The organism is Mangrovibacter sp. MFB070 (assembly GCF_000705335.1).
GTDB lineage: Bacteria > Pseudomonadota > Gammaproteobacteria > Enterobacterales > Enterobacteriaceae > Mangrovibacter > Mangrovibacter plantisponsor.
Map to the genome: position 1 here is coordinate 77,898 of NZ_JJMI01000011.1, position 19,139 is coordinate 97,036.

Here is a 19,139-nt window from a genome sequence, read left to right on the forward strand (position 1 = left end):
ACTGTTATGCAACACGAACAAACATCTGCAAACAGCGCAACAATACCGGTGACGCAGCCCGCTTCGCTCGACGATATTTTTGCCCAAACGCTGGATGAGCTCGAAGCTATTGTGGCGGAAGCACAAGTTCGCCTGGCTGAAGAGCTTTATGCCTGACACCACACTTTTTCTGCCAGGCCTGGGGCATCAGGCCTTCAGGCTATAGACAAAAGCACAAATTTTTTGTCCCTGTTGCGTAGTCACTTCCACGGTTACCCGCTGGTAGTCAGTACCTTCAAAATCATCCAGCATTGCCCAGTTTTCATCCAGTCCTGGGGATGAAAAAAGATATCCGTCAACCATTTCGCCCTGTGAGCTCAGTACCAGTGCCGGGTAACCACCGAGTGTGCGCCAGCCCGCATTGACTACATGCCCCATTACCTGGGCCGGTTCCCAAAGACCTTCCATTTGCATCAACAACCCGGCGTTTTCCTCCCCCGGGCAGAGAGATCCATAGACAAACAAATGTGCCATAGCTGCTCCTGGTACCAGTAACACTAAACGAAGAATGGATAAAATAGCTTACTGTATGAAGTTGGCAAGGCAAGCCTGCAATAGTGCCACTGTCGCCTCCCGGTCTTCTTCCCGCTGCGCCTGAACAATAGCGCCATCTACTAACAAAGCACATTTTTGCGCCGTCTGAATGCGCTGCGGGGTATCTGGCAGGCATTGCGCGATAGTATCAGCCATATCCTGCTTATGTTCCCGGATTACGGGCAACGCCTGCGGTAATACACCAGTAATTTCACTGGTGGCATTAATAAAAGCACAGCCGTGAAATTCAGGTGACAGAAACCAACGGGAAAGCACCTGGGGCAGTGCCAGGTAAAGCTTGCCACTCTGCGCCATTTCCTCTTTCAAAGCCGTGGCAAACCAGGTTATCCATAAATCATGCCGGTAATGCAGAAAAGCCAAAATAAGGTCGTTCTTGGCCGGGAAATGGCGGTAGAACGTTACTTTCGTTACGCCTGCTTCTTTGATTATCCGGTCTACGCCGGTAGCCCTGATACCGTCTTTATAAAACAACTCATGGGCAGTGCGAATAATGCGCTCTTTGGCGCTGACTTTTTTAGTTGCAGTCACTTCAGGTTTCCTGATTTCAGCCAACAAGTAGACAGAACTGTCTACATCAGATAAGTTAAGTAGACAAATCTGTCTACATACTACAGGAGACATCATGGAAACACGACCACCCGTGCCACCTTTTACTTATGAAAGTGCCACACTAAAAGTGCGAATGGCAGAAGATGCCTGGAATAGCCGTGATCCTGAAACAGTATCGCGGGTGTATGCGCCTGATACTGTATGGCGCAACCGGGCGGAGTTTGTTACCGGGCGTGAGGCTGTGGTGAGATTTTTACAACGCAAATGGCAAAAGGAACTGGATTATCGGTTAATCAAAGAGTTATGGGCAGTAAATCAAAACAGGATTGCTGTCCGATTTGCCTATGAATGGCACGATGATTCCGGGAACTGGTTTCGTAGTTATGGTAACGAAAACTGGGAATTTAATGAGCAGGGCCTTATGGTAAGGCGTTTTGCCTGTATCAACGATCTCCCCATTTCGCACACTGAACGCCTGTTCTTCTGGCCTTTGGGCAAGCGCCCGGACAGTCACCCCGGACTGAGTGAATGTGGTTGTTGAGTGCCAGAGCGTTTCACAAAAAGAAAAGCCCCGCCATTACTGGCGGGGCCTGAAAGTGTGAAGCTGACCGGTAAGCCGCATTCTTTGTTATATAGCGTCCTGGACAGTCATTCATCTCTGTTGATAAAAAGAAAAGCCCCGCCATTACTGGCGGGGCCTGAAAGTGTGAAGCTGACCGGTAAGCCGGGTTCTGTCTTGGACAGTCATTCATCTAGGCCAGCAATCGCTCACTGGCTCAAGCAGCCTACCCGGGTTCAGTACGGGCCGTACCTTATGAACCCCTATTTGGCCTTGCTCCGGGTGGAGTTTACCGTGCCACGAACTGTTGCCAGCCGCGCGGTGCGCTCTTACCGCACCCTTTCACCCTTACCTGATCCTGCTTGCGCAGGCCATCGGCGGTTTACTCTCTGTTGCACTGGTCGTGGGTTTGCACCCCCCAGGCGTTACCTGGCACCCTGCCCTATGGAGCCCGGACTTTCCTCTCCCCCGCCCGTCTCCTTCGAAAAGGACGACGACGAAGCAGCGACTGTCTGGTCAGCTTCGGCGCGCAGTATAGAGGGTTTCGCGCCGTCTGTCACCTTGCGGTGCACATACCTACCATTAACGTGGCCGCAATATTACGCGATTCACGGTAGATATTATCAAACGCGCCCCGAAACGCCTCTTCCAGCGAGCTGATACTGCTTAATACGCTGAATACGGCATCAATACCATATTGATGCACAACAGCAACATCCTTCGTTAAAGAGCCAGCTATACCAATTACGGGCTTATGGTATTTTTTCGCAACACTGGCAACACCAACCGGTACCTTACCATGAATACTTTGGCTATCCAGCCTGCCTTCACCTGTGACAACCAAAGTGCAATCGTGAATATGTTCTTCCAGATTCAGTGCTTCAGTAACAATCTCAATACCACTACGTAATTCAGCGCCCAGAAACGACATTAATGCCGCGCCCATACCACCAGCAGCACCGGCTCCCGGAACATTCTTCACATCTACATTCAGCGTGTCTTTAATGACGTCTGCAAAATGGTCAAGATTACAATCCAGCGTGCGAATCATGCTTTCCGTTGCCCCTTTCTGAGGGCCAAAAATTCGGGATGCGCCGTATTCACCCAATAATGGGTTAGTTACATCGCAAGCCACATTGATGACGCAATGTGCAAGGCGAGGATCCAGATTGCTGATATCAATATTACGCAGTTGCAAAAGACTGCCTCCACCAAAACCAATTTCATCACCGGCTTCGTCAGTAAGGCGGGCACCCAATGCCTGGACCATACCCGCACCACCATCATTGGTCGCACTGCCACCAATACCAATAATGATGTTTTGAGCACCTTTCTCCAGAGCATGGAGAATCAATTCCCCCGTACCACGGGATGTTGTCAGTAACGGGTTACGCTGTTCCGGTGGAACCAGTGCGAGTCCACTGGCCTGAGCCATTTCAATAAATGCGGTTTTCCCGTCACCTGAAATGCCCCATTCCGCCATAACCTGTTGCCCTAAAGGCCCGGTAACCGGGGAATTCATTCTGATTCCCTGAGTGGCCGTAATCATGGCATCAACGGTTCCTTCGCCGCCATCGGCAACCGGTACGGAGACATATTCGGCATCAGGGAAAATTTCACGAAATCCTTTTTCGATTGCCTGAGCTACCTGAGTGGCAGAAAGGCTCTCTTTGTATGAGTCGGGTGCAATTACGATTTTCATAAGGTTGTTGCCTGGTCATGCCACTCAGGGCGAAAACATCCGGGCGCTGTCTCGCGCCCTTTCCTTATCGGCTGACTTCAGTCTTAGCCAGTTTTTCGTAGTAGCATGCCAGCGCACTGTGGTCGGCAGAGCCAAGACCATCAGCACGTAATGCCTGCATCATTTCCATTACCGCTGCAGTCAGAGGTAACTGGGCACCTACGCCATGGGAAGTATCCAGCGCATTCGCAAGGTCTTTAATATGCAGTTCAATACGAAAACCTGGTTTGAAGTTGCGATCCATAACCATTGGGGCTTTGGCATCCAGCACAGTACTACCTGCCAACCCACCGCGGATTGCCTGATAAACCAGATCCGGGTTAACACCAGCTTTCGTTGCCAGTACCAGGGCTTCAGACATCGCTGCAATATTCAGGGCAACAATGACCTGGTTTGCCAGTTTAGTTACGTTCCCTGCACCAACATCACCGGTATGAACAACTGAACCTGCCATTGACTTCATCAGGTCGTAGTATTTATCGAATACCGCTTTGTCACCGCCGACCATTACAGACAATGTGCCATCTACAGCTTTAGGTTCGCCACCGCTTACCGGTGCATCAAGCATGGAGACGCCTTTCGCTTTCAGTGCTTCACTGATTTCGCGGCTGGCAAGTGGCGCAATGGAACTCATATCAATTAACACCAGCCCCTGGCGGGCGCCTTCGATGATGCCGTTTTCACCTAATGCTACTTCTTTTACATGTGGGGAGTTAGGCAGCATCGTAATAATGACATCACACTGTTCAGCAATGGCTTTCGGTGTTGCTGCAGTTTCTGCACCTGCGGCAATAACATCTGCAATGGCTTCAGGATTACGGTCTGAAACCACCAGGGAATAACCGGCCTTAATGAGGTTTTTACTCATTGGTTTACCCATGATACCCAGGCCAATAAAACCAACTTTCATCGTCATAATTTGCTCTCTCTCGCTATTTACAGGTGGTCGTTACTTTTTGAATGCATCACACAGTTTTTGAGTGGCGCCACGGAAAACCCCAAGGTCACTGCCCACAGCAACAAAGGTTGCGCCCCATTCCAGGTAACGGCGGGCATCAGCTTCCACGGGTGCCAGAATACCGGCGGGTTTGCCATGCGCTTTTGCGCGTTCAAAAACATGTGCGATTGCGCGCTGTACTTCAGGGTGAGAAGGGTTGCCGAGATAACCCAATGCGGCAGACAAATCGCCCGGTCCTACAAAGATGCCATCCACACCTTCTGTTGCAGCAATCGCATCCAGGTTATCCAGCCCTTCCTGGCTTTCGATTTGCACCAGAATCGTGATGTTGTCGTTTACTGTTTTGAAATAATCTTTCACCGTGCCGTAGCCGTTACTGCGGTGAGAAACGGAGACACCACGAATACCTTGCGGCGGATAACGTGTTGAGGCTACCGCCCGCACTGCATCTTCTTCTGATTCAACAAACGGGATCAGGAAGTTATAGAAACCAATATCCAGGAACCGTTTAATAATGACTGGCTCATTGGTTGGAACACGAACCACAGGAGCGCTGTGGCTGCCCTTCAGGGCCATAAGCTGAGGAATGAAAGTAGAAATATCATTCGGCGCATGTTCGCCATCCAGCACCAGCCAGTCGAAACCTGCCAGGCCAAGCACTTCTGTAGTGATAGGGCTTGCAAGAGCAGACCAGCAGCCTATCTGTGTCTGGTGAGCCGCCAGTGCGGCTTTGAATGTATTTGGAAAAAATTCGTTATTCATTGTCTTGCCTTCATCGTTGCTTATTTTTGAAGTTCCATACGTTTGATATCGCCAACAACCAGCAGGTAGCAAACCATCGCCATCAGTGCTGAACAGCCGACAAAGATCAGAGCAGCATTAAAAGAGTGAAGCTCACTGACCAGATAACCAATCACCAGTGGAGTCACAATTGATGCTACGTTACCGAAGACATTAAACACCCCACCGCACAACCCAACGATCTCTTTCGGTGCGGTATCGGAAATTACCGGCCAACCCAGTGCTCCAAAACCTTTACCAAAGAACGCCAGCGCCATCAGTGTTACAACCAGTGCTGTGTTATCAACGTAGTTGCACAGAATGATGGTTGAAGCCAGTAACATGCCCAGCACTATTGGTAATTTACGGGCAAAAGTAAGAGAGACACCACGGCGAATCAGGTAATCTGAGAACACGCCACCCAGTACCCCTCCGGCGAAGCCACACAGTGCCGGAATAGAGGCAACCAGGCCGACTTTCAAAATGGACATGCCACGAGCCTGCACCAGGTAGATAGGGAACCAGGTCAGGAAGAACCAGGTGATGGTGTTGATAAAATACTGCCCGAAGAACACACCCAGCATCATCCGGTTTGTTAGCAACTGTTTGATATAGTTAAATTTTGGACCAGTAACGCCATTATTCTTACGTTGGTCCATATCAACAACTGCCCCACCTTTACGGATGAAGTCCAGTTCTGCTTTAGACATACGCGGGTGATCTGTTGGGTTATGGATAGTACGAGTCCAGACCCAGGTCAGGATAAAACCAAGAACCCCCATCACGGTGAATACATGTTCCCAGCCCCAGGTAAAGGTGAGCCAGCCCAGTAATGGAGAAAAAATCGCTAATGAGAAATATTGCGCAGCATTAAATAAGGCTGAAGCTGTGCCACGCTCTTTGGTCGGGAACCATGCGGCAACAATACGCGCATTTGCGGGAAATGAAGGCGCTTCAGAAAAGCCCAGCATAAAGCGCATTGCAAACATAGTAACCCCGGCCCATGCAAGAGGAAACATGCCAACAAACCCTTGCAGGAAGGTAAATAATGACCAGAAAAACAAACTGTAGGTATAAACTTTACGTGAACCAAATTTATCCAGTAACCAGCCTCCGGGAATTTGCATTAACAAATAGGCCCACCCGAAAGCAGAAAAAATATATCCCAACGAGATTGAACTAAGTTGTAGTTCTTTACCCACTTCAGCACCGGCGATGGAGAGAGTGGCCCGGTCTGCATAATTTATTGCAGTGACAATAAATATCACTAACAAAATAAGATATCGGGTATGCATTCCCCGTTTAGCTTCCACTGTTTCATCCAAAATCATTTTTCCAGCCTCTAAGTCGGGTACGAATAAGTAGATTTAAAATATATTGATGAACACTATCTAAATGCACTAACAAAATAACCAGCAGGTGTTTTTTAATTTTCTTCAGTATAAGCACAGTATAAATAGCACGCACCATGCAAACGCACAATTGAAAGTGTTAATTTAAATTATCTCATGAGCAAATGCACAACATCATGGGCGATAATGCACAATTTTTACTGTTTCCATCCTTGCCAGCTCTGGCTTCAGCATATTAAGTGATGTAGATCACATTTTATTCCAGGTGAACCTGACATGCTAACTCCACAATATATTTATTAGACTTTTTCTTTTTTCAAATATCACCAGACAGCGTACCTGGAGAATACTGGAAATGGCAACGATAGAAGTTAAACAGCATTCGCCTCAGGCGTTTTATATAAAAGTTCATGAAACAGATAATGTCGCTATTATTGTTAACGACAATGGTTTAAAAGCCGGCACACGTTTTCCTGATGGCCTGACATTAATTGAGCATATTCCCCAGGGGCACAAAGTTGCCTTAATTGATATTCCACAAAAAGGGGAAATAATTCGTTACGGCGAAGTTATCGGCTATGCGGTGCGTGATGTCCCGGCCGGAGCCTGGATTGATGAATCCATGGTTGAGTTACCGAAAGCGCCCCCATTGAACACACTCCCGCTGGCTACCCGCGTTCCGGAGGCTTTACCACCGCTGGAAGGGTATACCTTCGAAGGTTACCGCAACGCGGATGGTAGTGTCGGCACTAAAAACCTGTTGGGTATCACCACCAGCGTGCACTGCGTCGCCGGGGTTGTGGATTATGTAGTCAAACTGATTGAGCGAGACTTACTCCCCAACTACCCTAATGTTGATGGCGTGGTTGGGCTAAATCACCTGTATGGTTGCGGTGTGGCTATTAATGCGCCTGCAGCAGTGGTTCCGATTCGCACTATCCATAACATTGCGCTTAACCCCAATTTTGGTGGAGAGGTGATGGTGATTGGGTTGGGTTGTGAAAAACTGCAACCTGAGCGCCTGTTGCAGGGTACTGAAGATGTCCAGCCAATAAATGTTGATGACGCCAGTATTGTTCGCCTGCAGGATGAACAGCACGTTGGCTTCCAGTCAATGGTGGAAGATATTTTACGTGTTGCTGCACGTCATCTGGACAAACTCAATCAACGTAAACGTGAAACCTGCCCGGCGTCCGAACTGGTAGTGGGGACACAGTGTGGCGGGAGTGACGCCTTTTCTGGCGTAACAGCAAACCCGGCTGTGGGTTTCGCATCAGACTTACTGGTTCGCTGTGGCGCAACCGTGATGTTTTCTGAAGTGACCGAAGTGCGTGATGCCATTCATTTGCTCACCCCGCGCGCTGTTAATGAAGATGTGGGTAAGCGCCTGCTTGAAGAGATGGCGTGGTATGACAACTATCTGGACATGGGTAAAACGGACCGCAGCGCCAACCCATCTCCAGGGAATAAAAAAGGCGGGCTGGCAAACGTTGTAGAGAAAGCATTGGGATCCATTGCCAAGTCAGGGAAAAGTGCAATTGTGGAAGTGCTGTCACCAGGCCAGCGCCCGACTAAACGTGGGCTGATTTATGCCGCAACCCCCGCCAGCGACTTCGTTTGTGGCACGCAACAGGTTTCATCAGGCATAACCGTTCAGGTATTCACTACTGGCCGAGGGACACCTTATGGCCTGATGGCTGTACCGGTAATTAAAATGGCAACCCGTACCGAGCTGGCTAACCGCTGGTTTGACTTAATGGACATTAATGCCGGTACCATTGCTACTGGTGATGAGACAATTGAAGATGTGGGCTGGAAGTTGTTCCACTTTATTCTTGATGTAGCCAGTGGACGGAAAAAAACCTTCTCAGACCAGTGGGGGCTGCACAACCAACTGGCTGTATTTAACCCCGCACCAGTAACCTGATCCACCAGCAAGGCATGAACACGCCACATTTGCCATGTTCATGCCTGCTTTGCCAGGATAACGTCAACCGTTATCCTGTGCATCCAGCGCATATTTATACAGCGCATTTTTCTTAACACCATGAATTTCTGCCGCCAGCGCGGCAGCTTTTTTCAGTGGTAATTCTGCCTGTAATAAGGCCAGAGTGCGCAATGCATCCGGCGGCAGTGCTTCTTCTTGTGCTTTATAGCCTTCCACAATCAGCACCATTTCCCCTTTACGCCGGTTATCATCTTCCTGAACCCAGGCCAGTAGTTCACCTATCGGGGCACCATATACAGATTCCCAGGTTTTGGTGAGCTCACGAGCCAGCACCACATAGCGTTCAGACCCCAGCACAGCATTCATATCAGCAAGGCTGTCCAGCAAACGGTGAGTGGATTCATAGAAAATCAGCGTGCGAGGCTCTTGCAACAATGTGGTCAGTGCATCCCGCCGCCCTTTTGGTTTGGCAGGCAAAAAGCCCTCGTAACAAAACCGGTCAGAAGGCAAACCTGCTGCGCTTAAAGCGGCAATGGCAGCACATGGTCCAGGTAATGGTACCACGCGAATTCCCGCCTCACGGCAGGTGCGCACCAGATGGTAACCCGGGTCGTTAATCAGTGGTGTCCCTGCATCAGAAACCAGAGCGATGTTCTGCCCTTCTTGCAGCTTAGCCAGCAATGTTTCTGCTTTTTGTTGTTCGTTATGGTCATGAAGTGCGAATAAACGCGCATTTATGGCAAAATGCTGTAAAAGTAGCCCGGTATGACGGGTATCCTCTGCAGCGATAAGATCAACAGACTGCAATACGGAAAGCGCGCGTTGAGTAATATCACCCAAATTTCCGATAGGTGTAGGAACTATATAAAGCTGACCATCAGAATTCAGCACTGATTCGTCTTGTTTCATTGTTTCATCCGTATTGCCGATTTAATATTGAGCATTAAGCAAAAAAACACTGGATACAGTATGGTACCGTCAAACCGTTTTCGTTCTAAAGCTTCACGCAGCCTGCCAGTGGTTCTGGCCGCGATTTTGTTCGCCGGATGCGTCTCGCATGAACCAGACCAAAGTGCACCTTACATGCAAGGCCAGGTAAAGGCCGACTCCGCCTTCTACTTGCAGCAAATGCAGCAGAGTACGAATGATACCAAGACCAACTGGCAATTACTTGCCATTCGTTCACTACTCCAGGAAGGAAAAACCAGCCAGGCAGTGCAACTCTTCCAGGCACTACCACAACAGGTTACTGCACAGCAACGTGATGAACAGGCTTTACTGGCCGTTGAAATGAAACTGGTGCAGCAAGACCCGGCCAGCGCAAAAACACTGCTGGCAAGCATCAACCCGGAAACGCTGACCCCGGTTCAGGCACAACGTTACTGGCAGGCGCAAATTGCGCTTAACCAGGGCACACCATCAATTGAGCTACTCAGGGCACTGGTCGCTCAGGAACCCGGCCTGCAGGGTGCGGCAAAACAGCAAAATATTGATGCGACCTGGCAGGCGCTGTCCTCAATGACCCAGGACCAGGCCAATGCCCTGGTTATCAATACCGGTGAGCAGACCTTACGCGGCTGGCTCGACTTGCAGCATACGTGGTTCGATAACCGTAATGATGCCACCATGCTACAGGCTGCAATCAAAGACTGGCAGACACGTTACCCAGACAACCCGGCAGCAAAAATGCTACCAACCCAACTGGCAAATGTTCAGTCATTCCAGCCTACATCGGTTCAAAAAATTGCCCTGCTGCTGCCATTGAGCGGCCAGGCGGCCATTTTTGGGCGTACGATTGAGCAAGGTTTCGAAGCTGCCAAAAATGCGGGTACCACACCCGTTACACAGATTGCCCCGCAATCTGTGCCGGAACCTGCCAGCAACACTGGGGCAGATAATGCTCAGGGCTCCCCGGCGACTGGCACTGGCACTGGCACTGGCACTGGCACTGGCACTGGCACTGGCACTGGCACTGGCACTGGCACTGGCACTGGCACAACAGAGAATAGCGCTAACGGGGATGTTGTCAGCCCGTCTGCTGCATCCGTTGATAACCTGGCGGGTGAAACAGCCACTGCCGCACCATCCGGGGCCACAGCAACTGATGGCGTGGCAACACCAGACACCCCCGTTGCCGCCAGCACAACACCATCCGCTGATACCCAGGCCATCAACAGCACTGCGGCTAATCCATCGGCTGAATTAAAAGTGTATGACACCAGCACACAACCCATTGATCAGATTATGGCTCAGGTGCAAAAAGACGGTGCCAGCATCGTTATCGGTCCATTACTGAAAGAAAATGTTAAGGCAGCGGTAAAAAGTAATACAACCTTAAATATGCTGGCGCTTAACCAGCCGGAAGATGTGCAGAATCAGGCCAATGTGTGTTACTTCGCGCTGTCGCCAGAAAACGAAGCTGCAGATGCTGCGCGCCATATTTGGCAATCCGGGCAACGTAACCCGCTGGTACTGATTCCACGTAATAGTTTTGGCTCACGCATCAGTAAAGCTTTTGCTACCGCATGGCAAGAACTGGGTGGCGGTGTCGTACTGGAACAGCAATTCGGTTCAGTCAATGAACTGAAGATGAGTATTAACCGCAATTCAGGTATTGCGCTGACTGGCCGCCCCGTTCAGGCGAGCCTGCCACAGCAACAGAGTGTCACCATTGGTGGGTTAACCATTCCGGCTCCACCGTCAGATGCTGACATCACAGCCGGAACGTCGGGTAAAGTCGATGCGGTGTACATTGTGGCAACGCAACCCGAACTGGCTCTAATCAAACCGATGATAACCATGGGTTCAGGCAGCCGCAGTGGCGGTGCGGTGCTGTACGCCAGTTCTCGCAGTGCCCAGGGTGGTACTGGCCCAGACTTCCGTCTGGAAATGAACGGCCTGCAATTTAGTGACATTCCGATGCTGTCCGGTGGTAACAATACCCTGATGCAGCAGGCACTCGGCAGTGTGAATAACGATTACTCACTTGCCCGCCTTTACGCTATGGGTGTCGATGCATGGACGCTGGCCAGCCATTTCTCGCAGATTCGCCAGGTGCCTGGTTACCAGGTCATGGGAAATACCGGCGACCTGACTGCCAACAGTGACTGTGTTATCAAACGGAAATTGCCATGGCTTATGTACCAACAAGGAAACGTGGTTCCTGTCAATTAAGCGCCACTCAACAAAAAGGCGCGCTCTGGGAACAGAGGGCGCGCCGCTGGCTGGAGCAACAAGGGTTACATTTTATTGCAGCCAATGTGCGTTTTGGCAGAGGTGAGATAGACCTTATTATGAAACAGGGTGGGTGCCTGGTTTTTATTGAAGTGCGTTATCGCCAGTCAGCACTATATGGTGGTGCGCAAGCCAGTATCACTCGCCAAAAAAGGCGTAAACTGTTACAAACTGCCAACTTATGGCTGGCGCAACAAAACCAGAGTTTTGATACTGTGGATTGCCGTTTTGATGTGTTAGCCTTCACGAATGACCGGGCGGAATGGATACCGAATGCATTCTCCGCCTGCGACAATTAAAGCCATTGCATCAGGATCTATTGTGCTGGACAGAATTAAAGCCTGTTTTACCGAAAGTATTCAAACACAGATTGCGGCCGCAGAAGCGCTGCCAGATGCAATTTCACGTGCCGCACTCACCATTGTGCAGTGTTTACTGAACGGCAATAAAGTGCTGTGCTGCGGCAATGGCACATCTGCGGCGAATGCGCAGCATTTTGCCGCCAGTATGATAAACCGCTTTGAAACGGAGCGCCCAAGTTTACCTGCTATTGCACTAAATGCTGATAATGTGGTCTTAACCGCCATAGGCAATGACCGTTCGCATGATGAGATTTATGCCAAGCAGGTGCGCGCTTTAGGCCATCATGGCGATGTTTTATTGGCGATTTCGACTCGTGGCAACAGCAGAGACATCGTTAAAGCAGTGGAAGCGGCTGTCACCCGTGATATGTCAATTGTGGCATTGACTGGTTATGACGGTGGCGAACTTGCTGGTCTGCTGGGCCCGCAAGATGTCGAAATTCGTATACCTTCTCATCGCAGTGCACGTATTCAGGAAATGCATATGCTGACGGTGAATTGCTTATGTGATCTGATCGATAACACATTATTTCCTCACCAGGACGACTAAGGAGTACTCATGAAGGCATTAACGCCGCTGGCAGTCCTTATTTCCGCACTACTGTTACAAGGCTGTGTTGGCGCCGTAGTCGTGGGAAGTGCAGCCGTCGCAACAAAAACCGCTACCGATCCACGAACTGTAGGCACACAAGTGGATGATGGCACACTGGAATTACGTGCCAGTAATGCCCTGAGCAAAGATGAACAGCTGAAAAAAGAAGCCCGGGTCAATGTTATGGCATATCAGGGGAAATTGCTGCTGACAGGCCAGGCTCCGACACAAGCGCTGTCTGAAGAAGCGAAGAAAATTGCTATGGGCGTGGATGGCGTAACGGAAGTCTATAATGAAATCCGGATTATGCAGCCAATCAGCCTGGGTACCGTTTCCATGGACACGTGGATAACCACCAAAGTTCGCTCTCAGTTGCTGGCAAGCGATACAGTGAAATCGTCTAATGTGAAAGTTACTACTGAAAATGGTGAAGTTTTCCTGATGGGCCTGGTAACAGATGCTGAAGCGAAAGCGGCTGCAGATATCGCCAGCCGGGTCAGTGGTGTTAAACATGTCACCACTGCATTTACCCCCCTGAAATAATAAGCGCCACCACATTCTAGTATTTTGTACGCCAGGCTACAGCCAGAAAATAAAGCCCTGCTCATGTGCAGGGCTTTATTGTTTTGAAAGTACCGGTCACTGACCAGAACAACTCAGAACATCAGCGCCAGCGCCCCCAACACACTCCCGCAAACAATAACCATCAGCCCCGTGAGCCAGAGTGCTTTTGCCGGGAATGTTTTATGCAGCATAACCAGTGATGGCAGGCTGACTGCAGGTAGCGTTATCAACAACGCCATGGCAGGGCCTGTTCCCATCCCTGCGGCCATCAGCGTTTGAATAATAGGAATTTCAGCCGCAGTAGGAATCACAAACAGGCACCCGGCAATTGCCATTGCCACAACCCAGAACAGGTTGTTTTCAATAATGCCGTCTGCATGAGGGAACAGCCAGACACGAGCGGCTCCCAGAACGAATACCGCCAGGATATACACCGGAATGGTGCTCCAGAACAGCCACCATAACGCAGATGCCCACCGGCGTAAGAAACCACCGGTTTGCTGGCTGGGTAAGTTACCCAGCAACGCATTTGATTTAGCACGGGCACTGAGCAGTTCAGGCTCCTTCACCCAGCGCTGTACCAGCCACGCCACACCCAGCACGGTAACCAACCCGGCAACAACACGTATTAACGCGAATTGCCAGCCCAGCACAAATCCCATGAAGACCAGCGTAGCCGGGTTGAGCAGTGGGTTGCCCATCCAGAATGCCAGTGCGCCTCCCATGGAGACTGACTGACGGCGCATGCCGGCAGCCACAGGTGCCGCACAACAGGTACACATCATGCCGGGTAATGCAAATAATGCCCCAAACAGAGTACCGCCAAAACGAGTTTGACCCAGTGTTTTCAGTAACCAGTTACGGGGAAGCAAAACCTGAATCAATGAACCCAGTAATACACCAAGTACAGCCGCTTTCCAGACAGCCAGAAAATACACTACCGAATAATCAATAGCAGACTGGAAGGGATGTGTTTCGGCCTGAGCAATAATGGAATGCCCAATACTGTGGGTTTCAGCCGCAGTAAATGCTTTAAAATAATAAGGTTGCCATTTTACGTACCAAAGACCTACAGCCATTACCAGGAAAAATAAGACGGGTTTCCACCATGCAAATGCAGACACCCGTTCAGCAGGCGCGGATTGCGTTGCCATAAGAACCTCAAAAAATATGTAGTGATTAAAAAGTCCCGCGGCCTGCTATGCCAGGATACCAGGCTGGAACAATCTGTTTAAACTGTGTAACGCTGTGCGTCCTGGCTGAGTTGAGCGGAGTCCCTGACAACAACGGCTGATTTATTAGCGGATAATGCATTAAACATCAGAGCCCGAGCGACATCTGCTGCTTTGATAGCCCGCAAAGAGCCTGGCAGGCATTTAAAAAACGGCGCGCTCAGCGTTTCTGTCCAACGTTTTTTGGGCCGGTCACCAAGCAACATTGATGGACGGGCTATGACCAGTTCAGGCCAGGCCTGCTCAATCAAAGCATGCTCTGCAAGACCTTTTGTTCGATTATAGAAGATACGTGAGCGAGGGTTGGCCCCCATGGCGCTGACCACCAACATTTTTTCAGCGCCAAGACGTAGCCCGGTTTTCCCGGTCAGTACGACCAAATCATGATCCACCGCGTAAAAAGCCTGAGTGCCGCCAGCATCATGGCGAGTTGTGCCAAGGCAACAGAAAACCAGGTCGACCGGTGTTGCGACCTGATTCAGGGCGTCTGCTAATTCAGGGGCAGCAATACAGGTCACTTTCGGGTGGGAGGTCAGTGAACGGCGCGCAGCAATAACGATATGAGAAACTTGCGGGCTGGCAACCAGCAGTTCAAGCAAATGGCTGCCAACTAAACCACTGGCTCCGGTAAGTAATACATTCACTGGTCAAGACCTGCCTGCCGTGCAGCCTCAGGGTAACGGAACCAGAATAATTTCTTACCAAACCCCAGGGTGTTATCGGTGAATTTGAGTTCATCGACCAGAATTTCCCAAATCGGAGCCTTATGGACTCTGGCGATTGGGAATCGCCGGTAATAAGGCTCGCGAAATGGGCCTGAATCAGCTTCATCAACCAGGCGAATAGTTCCGCTATACTGCAAGCCACGAATCAGTGCGACTGTTTTGGTCTGGCCATTCACAGTACCTGCCACCGGGCTGCTTTGGCCGATAATCTTGCCATGCCGGGAGGCAGGGTCACTCAACAGATAAAACGCAACACGCTGTTCATCAAAATAAAAAAAAGCATTAGCGCACCAGATACTGCTGTCATTTGAGACACAAAAGGTGACGACATGTTGCTTCTTCAGCCACCGGCTGATAACACTCAGAGATTCCATCGCGACTCCTGTTTGTTTAAACCTGCGACGTGATTCTGGCGGCCACTCACCGGTCGCCCAAATTCGTGGTAAGGTAGCCCGAAACTCCCTTACAATTTGTTATTATGTCTGTCTGGTTCCTGTACCTTATTCACACGCAAAATAACCGCCTCTACACGGGCATTACCACGGATGTAGAACGCCGTTTTAGCCAGCACCAGCGTGGCAAAGGCGCAAAAGCGTTGCGTGGCGCGGGCGAGTTAACCCTGGTATTCAGTTACCCAGTAGGCGATAAGTCACTGGCACTGCGAGCAGAATACCGGGTAAAACAATTTACCCGGGCCGAAAAAGAGCACCTGCTTACCGACAATACAAAACTGGTTAATCTTCTGGCGAGCCTGCACACATCAGCGGATTAAAAGCGATTAAAATGTTCGTGATAATCGACCCGGCCAGAAATGCCCACCAGAGCCTCTTCTGCCAGAGGGTAAATCAAGAAAGCATTTTCTGTTTCAGGCCAACGGCAATACAAGTCGAACTGTGCGGCTTTTTTAAAGCCCAGATGTGAGTAAAAATCTGGTTCGCCAAGCACAACAACAGCGGCATAACCAAATTCATTTAACGAATCCAGCCCTTCATAGACCAGTTGCTTACCCAGCCCCTGCCCACGAAATTGCGCATCGACTGCCAGCGGAGCCAGCCCGACCCATTGCCGGTCTTCCCCTGCGATATCCACCGGGCTGAACGCAATATAGCCAACCACCTGGCCTTCGTCATCGGTTGCGACGAGGCCTAATGTCAGCAATCCGTCTTCACGCAGGGAGTGAACCAGTTGCGCTTCTGCATCGCCGTCAAATGCCCGGCGAAGCAGTGCATCAATGCCCGGGGCATCAATGGGGATTTCCACACGAATTAGCATGTCTCACCTACTGAGGTCTGTTTGATTGCTGGCGCATTTTCAAGGCCAGCTTCGACAAAGCCTGCGAGCTGAAGGAGCAGAACCCGCAACGGCTTAGGCATTGCGTCCAGCTCTATTGCATCCATCAAATTTTTAACATACAAGCCAAGTTCGGTATCGCCTTCAATCACCAGACGGCGCTGGAAAAAGAGTGTATCAGGATCCTGCTTGCGTGCTGCAACCATTAACAGATCGTTGGCATCGGCAATAAAACTCACATCAGCATTTGCCTGCTCACGCACCACCAGTTGGTTATCCTGCAACGAAGTAAACCACTGCAGCCCGATATCACGCACCTCGATACTCAGCCAGCGGCCTTCCAGAAAGTCCAGTTCGCCTTCTTCCAGCGCCTGACGAAACTGCCAGCCAAGAACTTGTTCCAGAACTTTACGTTTCAACGCAAATGGCGTCAGTTTTACCGGCTGGCGCAACAACGCAGGGCCAAGACGCACCAGATTTGTACGCAATTTTTCCAACACGGGCTTTCACTCCTTAACACAATATTACCGCCTATTCTGCCACATCAGGCTGGCGATATAGCGGCTCAAATCAACTATTACACAGGTTTCATTACCCGTGTCTGGAGCTATGAATACGACTTTAGCTGCCTTAAATCAAAATGTATCGTGTAAAGGTTAACTAGAATCGCACTTCATTAACAATTCTTGCTGTCCGGTCACGGTCAGCCCGGTAACGTTGATGGTTACCAGACAATCCAGGAAACGCTATGGAGTTGCTTTGTCCGGCCGGGAATTTACCGGCTCTGAAGGCGGCCATCGAAAATGGTGCCGACGCGGTCTATATTGGCCTGAAAGATGATACCAACGCCCGCCATTTTGCCGGGTTAAACTTTACCGAAAAACGGTTACAAGAAGCAGTAGACTTTGTGCATCGCCATAAACGTAAACTGCATATCGCTATCAATACTTTTGCCCATCCTGATGGTTATGCCCGCTGGGAAAAAGCGATAGATATGGCAGCACAACTGGGTGCAGACGCCCTAATTCTGGCTGACCTGGCAATGCTGGATTACGCTGCCCGCCGCTATCCAGGTGTTGAGCGCCATGTTTCGGTTCAGGCATCCGCCACCAATGAAGCCGCTATTCGCTTTTATCACAATAACTTCGCCGTCAGCCGTGTTGTTCTGCCCCGGGTGTTGTCTATTCACCAGGTAAAACAACTCGCCCGCGTTACCCCGGTTCCACTGGAGGTATTCGCATTTGGCAGCCTGTGTATTATGGCTGAAGGGCGTTGCTATCTCTCTTCCTACCTGACGGGTGAATCACCGAATACTGTTGGTGCCTGCTCACCAGCCCGTTTTGTGCGCTGGCAGCAAACGCCGCAAGGGCTGGAATCCCGGTTGAACGACGTACTGATAGACCGCTACCAGGAAAACGAAAATGCTGGCTACCCAACCCTGTGCAAAGGCCGCTACCGGGTCGATGGCGATTTGTATCACGCACTGGAAGAACCCACCAGCCTGAACACTTTGTCGCTCCTGCCTGAATTGATGTCTATGGGTATAGCTTCCGTCAAAATCGAAGGCCGCCAGCGCAGCCCGGCTTATGTTACTCAGGTTGCCAAAGTATGGCGCCAGGCGATTGACCGCTGTAGTGCAGACCCAGAAAGCTTTGTGCCACAAGATGCATGGATGCAGGCGCTGGGCGCAATGGCCGAAGGTACCCAGACAACCCTGGGTGCCTATCACCGGAAATGGCAGTAACAGGAGCAAAGATGAAATATTCATTAGGGCCTGTGCTGTATTACTGGCCGAAAGAAACACTGGAAACGTTTTATACTGCCGCACAGAAAAGTGAAGCAGATATTATTTACCTGGGCGAAGCCGTTTGCAGTAAGCGCCGGGCAACAAAGCAAGGTGACTGGATGGCGCTGGCAAAAATGCTTGCTGGTAGCGGGAAGCAAGTGGTTTTATCCACACTCGCTCTCGTCCAGGCGCCTTCAGAGCTGGGCGAATTGAAGCGCTATGTCGATAACGGTGAGTTTCTGATTGAGGCCAATGACTTCGGTACAGTCAGCCTTGCAGCGGAACACAAACTACCTTTTGTCGCCGGGCATGCGCTCAACTGCTATAACGCCGTAACTCTGCGTATTTTGCTCAATCAGGGGATGGTACGTTGGTGTATGCCAGTCGAACTTTCCCGTGACTGGCTGATTAAATTACTTGAGCAGTGCGATACGCTGGGTATTCGTAATCAGTTCGAAGTGGAAGTTCTCAGTTATGGCCACCTGCCGCTGGCATATTCTGCACGTTGTTTTACTGCGCGTTCAGAAAACCGGGCAAAGGATGAGTGCGAGACCTGCTGTATCAAATACCCGGTTGGCCGCAATATGCGCTCACAGGAAGACCAGCAAGTTTTCGTGCTCAATGGGATTCAGACCATGAGTGGCTATGTGTACAACCTTGGTAATGAATTAGCCGGTATGCAAGGTCTGGTGGATATTGTCCGGTTGTCGCCAATGGGGCTGGGAACGCTGGATGTGCTCAAACACTTCCGCGCCAATGAGTTGGGTGAAAAACCCCTGGCACTGGAGAACCACCACGATTGTAACGGTTACTGGAAACGCCTCGCAGGCCTTAACCTCGAAGTCTGAAACAGCTCGCATTGTTAACGCGCAT

General features: G+C 50.4%; 22 protein-coding genes and 1 other RNA gene. 10 read left to right on the top strand and 13 right to left on the bottom strand.

All coding sequences use genetic code 11. The annotated features are described in order from the left end of the window. The first annotated feature begins 6 nt into the window (after positions 1–6). Positions 7–156 carry a hypothetical protein gene (locus tag DT73_RS26415; RefSeq protein WP_160173958.1) on the top strand — a complete coding sequence of 50 codons (150 nt, stop codon included), beginning with the start codon at positions 7–9 and terminating at the stop codon, positions 154–156. A 30-nt stretch (positions 157–186) separates the two neighbouring features. Here the strand turns inward: DT73_RS26415 and DT73_RS04885 are convergent, their stop codons facing one another. Together DT73_RS04885 and DT73_RS04890 are read right to left on the bottom strand one after the other, a co-directional pair. Continuing rightward, entirely contained in the window at positions 187–513 is a 327-nt protein-coding gene (locus DT73_RS04885; RefSeq protein WP_036104785.1) for a gamma-glutamylcyclotransferase, read from the bottom strand. Positions 514–561: 48 nt separating this feature from the next. Beyond that, complete coding sequence (locus DT73_RS04890) at positions 562–1,122, bottom strand: TetR/AcrR family transcriptional regulator (protein ID WP_036104787.1); 561 nt, start codon at positions 1,120–1,122, stop codon at positions 562–564. Positions 1,123–1,216: 94 nt separating this feature from the next. On the opposite strand from DT73_RS04890, the gene DT73_RS04895 reads away from it, so the two are divergent. Then, positions 1,217–1,684 (top strand): nuclear transport factor 2 family protein, encoded by a 468-nt coding sequence (locus DT73_RS04895; protein WP_036104790.1) that lies wholly within the window; start codon positions 1,217–1,219, stop codon positions 1,682–1,684. Between the two features lie 163 nt (positions 1,685–1,847). On the opposite strand, the gene rnpB is transcribed toward DT73_RS04895, so the two are convergent. From rnpB to DT73_RS04915, 5 genes are all read right to left on the bottom strand, one after another. Next, positions 1,848–2,226, bottom strand: an RNA gene (rnpB, locus tag DT73_RS25085) — RNase P RNA component class A. Positions 2,227–2,258: 32 nt separating this feature from the next. Beyond that, positions 2,259–3,404, bottom strand: coding sequence for a glycerate 2-kinase (garK, locus tag DT73_RS04900; protein ID WP_036104793.1), 1,146 nt, complete (start codon positions 3,402–3,404; stop codon positions 2,259–2,261). 64 nt (positions 3,405–3,468) lie between these two features. Further along, positions 3,469–4,359, bottom strand: coding sequence for a 2-hydroxy-3-oxopropionate reductase (garR, locus tag DT73_RS04905; protein WP_036104796.1), 891 nt, complete (start codon positions 4,357–4,359; stop codon positions 3,469–3,471). Between the two features lie 33 nt (positions 4,360–4,392). Then, positions 4,393–5,163, bottom strand: coding sequence for a 2-dehydro-3-deoxyglucarate aldolase (garL, locus tag DT73_RS04910; protein WP_036104799.1), 771 nt, complete (start codon positions 5,161–5,163; stop codon positions 4,393–4,395). Positions 5,164–5,183: 20 nt separating this feature from the next. Beyond that, positions 5,184–6,512 carry an MFS transporter gene (locus tag DT73_RS04915; RefSeq protein ID WP_036104802.1) on the bottom strand — a complete coding sequence of 443 codons (1,329 nt, stop codon included), beginning with the start codon at positions 6,510–6,512 and terminating at the stop codon, positions 5,184–5,186. Between the two features lie 376 nt (positions 6,513–6,888). On the opposite strand from DT73_RS04915, the gene garD reads away from it, so the two are divergent. Beyond that, entirely contained in the window at positions 6,889–8,460 is a 1,572-nt protein-coding gene (gene garD / locus DT73_RS04920; RefSeq protein ID WP_036104805.1) for a galactarate dehydratase, read from the top strand. Between the two features lie 63 nt (positions 8,461–8,523). Here the strand turns inward: garD and rsmI are convergent, their stop codons facing one another. Continuing rightward, the gene (gene rsmI / locus DT73_RS04925) at positions 8,524–9,390 is read right to left on the bottom strand and encodes a 16S rRNA (cytidine(1402)-2'-O)-methyltransferase (protein ID WP_036104808.1); all 867 of its coding nucleotides are present in this window, start codon (positions 9,388–9,390) and stop codon (positions 8,524–8,526) included. A gap of 60 nt (positions 9,391–9,450) precedes the next feature. Here rsmI and DT73_RS04930 point away from each other — a divergent pair, with 60 nt between their 5' ends. Genes DT73_RS04930 through dolP form a run of 4 tightly spaced genes read left to right on the top strand, consistent with a single transcriptional unit; the run spans position 9,451 to position 13,212 of the window. Next, a complete protein-coding gene (locus DT73_RS04930) occupies positions 9,451–11,655 on the top strand; it encodes a penicillin-binding protein activator (RefSeq protein ID WP_036104811.1) in 2,205 nt (734 codons plus the stop codon). Next, complete coding sequence (locus DT73_RS04935; RefSeq protein WP_036104813.1) at positions 11,613–12,014, top strand: YraN family protein; 402 nt, start codon at positions 11,613–11,615, stop codon at positions 12,012–12,014. Before DT73_RS04930 ends, DT73_RS04935 begins: the two co-directional genes overlap by 43 nt. A 22-nt stretch (positions 12,015–12,036) precedes the next feature. After that, on the top strand, positions 12,037–12,627 hold the full coding sequence (gene diaA, locus DT73_RS04940) for a DnaA initiator-associating protein DiaA (RefSeq protein ID WP_036105135.1): 591 nt from the start codon (positions 12,037–12,039) through the stop codon (positions 12,625–12,627). Positions 12,628–12,636: 9 nt separating this feature from the next. After that, positions 12,637–13,212: a division/outer membrane stress-associated lipid-binding lipoprotein gene (gene dolP / locus DT73_RS04945; protein WP_036104816.1), complete on the top strand. Its 576-nt coding sequence runs from the start codon at positions 12,637–12,639 to the stop codon at positions 13,210–13,212. A 113-nt stretch (positions 13,213–13,325) separates the two neighbouring features. Here the strand turns inward: dolP and DT73_RS04950 are convergent, their stop codons facing one another. The 3 genes from DT73_RS04950 to DT73_RS04960 all read right to left on the bottom strand — a co-directional run bounded on the left by DT73_RS04950 (position 13,326) and on the right by DT73_RS04960 (position 15,564). Continuing rightward, positions 13,326–14,387, bottom strand: coding sequence for a permease (locus DT73_RS04950; protein WP_036104819.1), 1,062 nt, complete (start codon positions 14,385–14,387; stop codon positions 13,326–13,328). Between the two features lie 77 nt (positions 14,388–14,464). Beyond that, complete coding sequence (locus tag DT73_RS04955; RefSeq protein WP_036104822.1) at positions 14,465–15,109, bottom strand: NAD(P)H-binding protein; 645 nt, start codon at positions 15,107–15,109, stop codon at positions 14,465–14,467. Further along, on the bottom strand, positions 15,106–15,564 hold the full coding sequence (locus DT73_RS04960) for a YhbP family protein (protein ID WP_036104823.1): 459 nt from the start codon (positions 15,562–15,564) through the stop codon (positions 15,106–15,108). The genes DT73_RS04955 and DT73_RS04960 overlap by 4 nt, the downstream gene beginning before the upstream one ends. A 104-nt stretch (positions 15,565–15,668) precedes the next feature. On the opposite strand from DT73_RS04960, the gene DT73_RS04965 reads away from it, so the two are divergent. Next, complete coding sequence (locus DT73_RS04965) at positions 15,669–15,962, top strand: GIY-YIG nuclease family protein (RefSeq protein WP_036104824.1); 294 nt, start codon at positions 15,669–15,671, stop codon at positions 15,960–15,962. On the opposite strand, the gene DT73_RS04970 is transcribed toward DT73_RS04965, so the two are convergent. Further along, on the bottom strand, positions 15,959–16,462 hold the full coding sequence (locus tag DT73_RS04970) for a GNAT family N-acetyltransferase (protein ID WP_036104825.1): 504 nt from the start codon (positions 16,460–16,462) through the stop codon (positions 15,959–15,961). The two genes, DT73_RS04965 and DT73_RS04970, sit on opposite strands and share 4 nt — an antisense overlap. After that, entirely contained in the window at positions 16,456–16,980 is a 525-nt protein-coding gene (locus DT73_RS04975; RefSeq protein WP_036104826.1) for an SCP2 domain-containing protein, read from the bottom strand. The genes DT73_RS04970 and DT73_RS04975 overlap by 7 nt, the downstream gene beginning before the upstream one ends. Before the next feature lie 248 nt (positions 16,981–17,228). Here DT73_RS04975 and DT73_RS04980 point away from each other — a divergent pair, with 248 nt between their 5' ends. Beyond that, complete coding sequence (locus DT73_RS04980) at positions 17,229–18,224, top strand: peptidase U32 family protein (protein WP_036104827.1); 996 nt, start codon at positions 17,229–17,231, stop codon at positions 18,222–18,224. 11 nt (positions 18,225–18,235) lie between these two features. After that, positions 18,236–19,114, top strand: coding sequence for a U32 family peptidase (locus DT73_RS04985; RefSeq protein ID WP_036104828.1), 879 nt, complete (start codon positions 18,236–18,238; stop codon positions 19,112–19,114). The last annotated feature ends 25 nt before the right edge of the window (positions 19,115–19,139 follow it).

Excerpts from the sequence above, each read along its gene's own strand:
- garK (WP_036104793.1), bottom strand. The coding sequence starts at position 3,404 with ATGAAAATCGTAATTGCACCCGACTCATACAAAGAGAGCCTTTCTGCC.
- dolP (WP_036104816.1), top strand. The coding sequence starts at position 12,637 with ATGAAGGCATTAACGCCGCTGGCAGTCCTTATTTCCGCACTACTGTTA.
- DT73_RS04915 (WP_036104802.1), bottom strand. The coding sequence starts at position 6,512 with ATGATTTTGGATGAAACAGTGGAAGCTAAACGGGGAATGCATACCCGA.
- DT73_RS04885 (WP_036104785.1), bottom strand. The coding sequence starts at position 513 with ATGGCACATTTGTTTGTCTATGGATCTCTCTGCCCGGGGGAGGAAAAC.
- DT73_RS04970 (WP_036104825.1), bottom strand. The coding sequence starts at position 16,462 with ATGCTAATTCGTGTGGAAATCCCCATTGATGCCCCGGGCATTGATGCA.
- garD (WP_036104805.1), top strand. The coding sequence starts at position 6,889 with ATGGCAACGATAGAAGTTAAACAGCATTCGCCTCAGGCGTTTTATATA.
- DT73_RS04950 (WP_036104819.1), bottom strand. The coding sequence starts at position 14,387 with ATGGCAACGCAATCCGCGCCTGCTGAACGGGTGTCTGCATTTGCATGG.
- DT73_RS04980 (WP_036104827.1), top strand. The coding sequence starts at position 17,229 with ATGGAGTTGCTTTGTCCGGCCGGGAATTTACCGGCTCTGAAGGCGGCC.
- rsmI (WP_036104808.1), bottom strand. The coding sequence starts at position 9,390 with ATGAAACAAGACGAATCAGTGCTGAATTCTGATGGTCAGCTTTATATA.
- DT73_RS04985 (WP_036104828.1), top strand. The coding sequence starts at position 18,236 with ATGAAATATTCATTAGGGCCTGTGCTGTATTACTGGCCGAAAGAAACA.
- DT73_RS04930 (WP_036104811.1), top strand. The coding sequence starts at position 9,451 with ATGGTACCGTCAAACCGTTTTCGTTCTAAAGCTTCACGCAGCCTGCCA.
- garR (WP_036104796.1), bottom strand. The coding sequence starts at position 4,359 with ATGACGATGAAAGTTGGTTTTATTGGCCTGGGTATCATGGGTAAACCA.
- DT73_RS04960 (WP_036104823.1), bottom strand. The coding sequence starts at position 15,564 with ATGGAATCTCTGAGTGTTATCAGCCGGTGGCTGAAGAAGCAACATGTC.
- garL (WP_036104799.1), bottom strand. The coding sequence starts at position 5,163 with ATGAATAACGAATTTTTTCCAAATACATTCAAAGCCGCACTGGCGGCT.
- DT73_RS26415 (WP_160173958.1), top strand. The coding sequence starts at position 7 with ATGCAACACGAACAAACATCTGCAAACAGCGCAACAATACCGGTGACG.
- DT73_RS04895 (WP_036104790.1), top strand. The coding sequence starts at position 1,217 with ATGGAAACACGACCACCCGTGCCACCTTTTACTTATGAAAGTGCCACA.
- DT73_RS04965 (WP_036104824.1), top strand. The coding sequence starts at position 15,669 with ATGTCTGTCTGGTTCCTGTACCTTATTCACACGCAAAATAACCGCCTC.
- DT73_RS04935 (WP_036104813.1), top strand. The coding sequence starts at position 11,613 with ATGGCTTATGTACCAACAAGGAAACGTGGTTCCTGTCAATTAAGCGCC.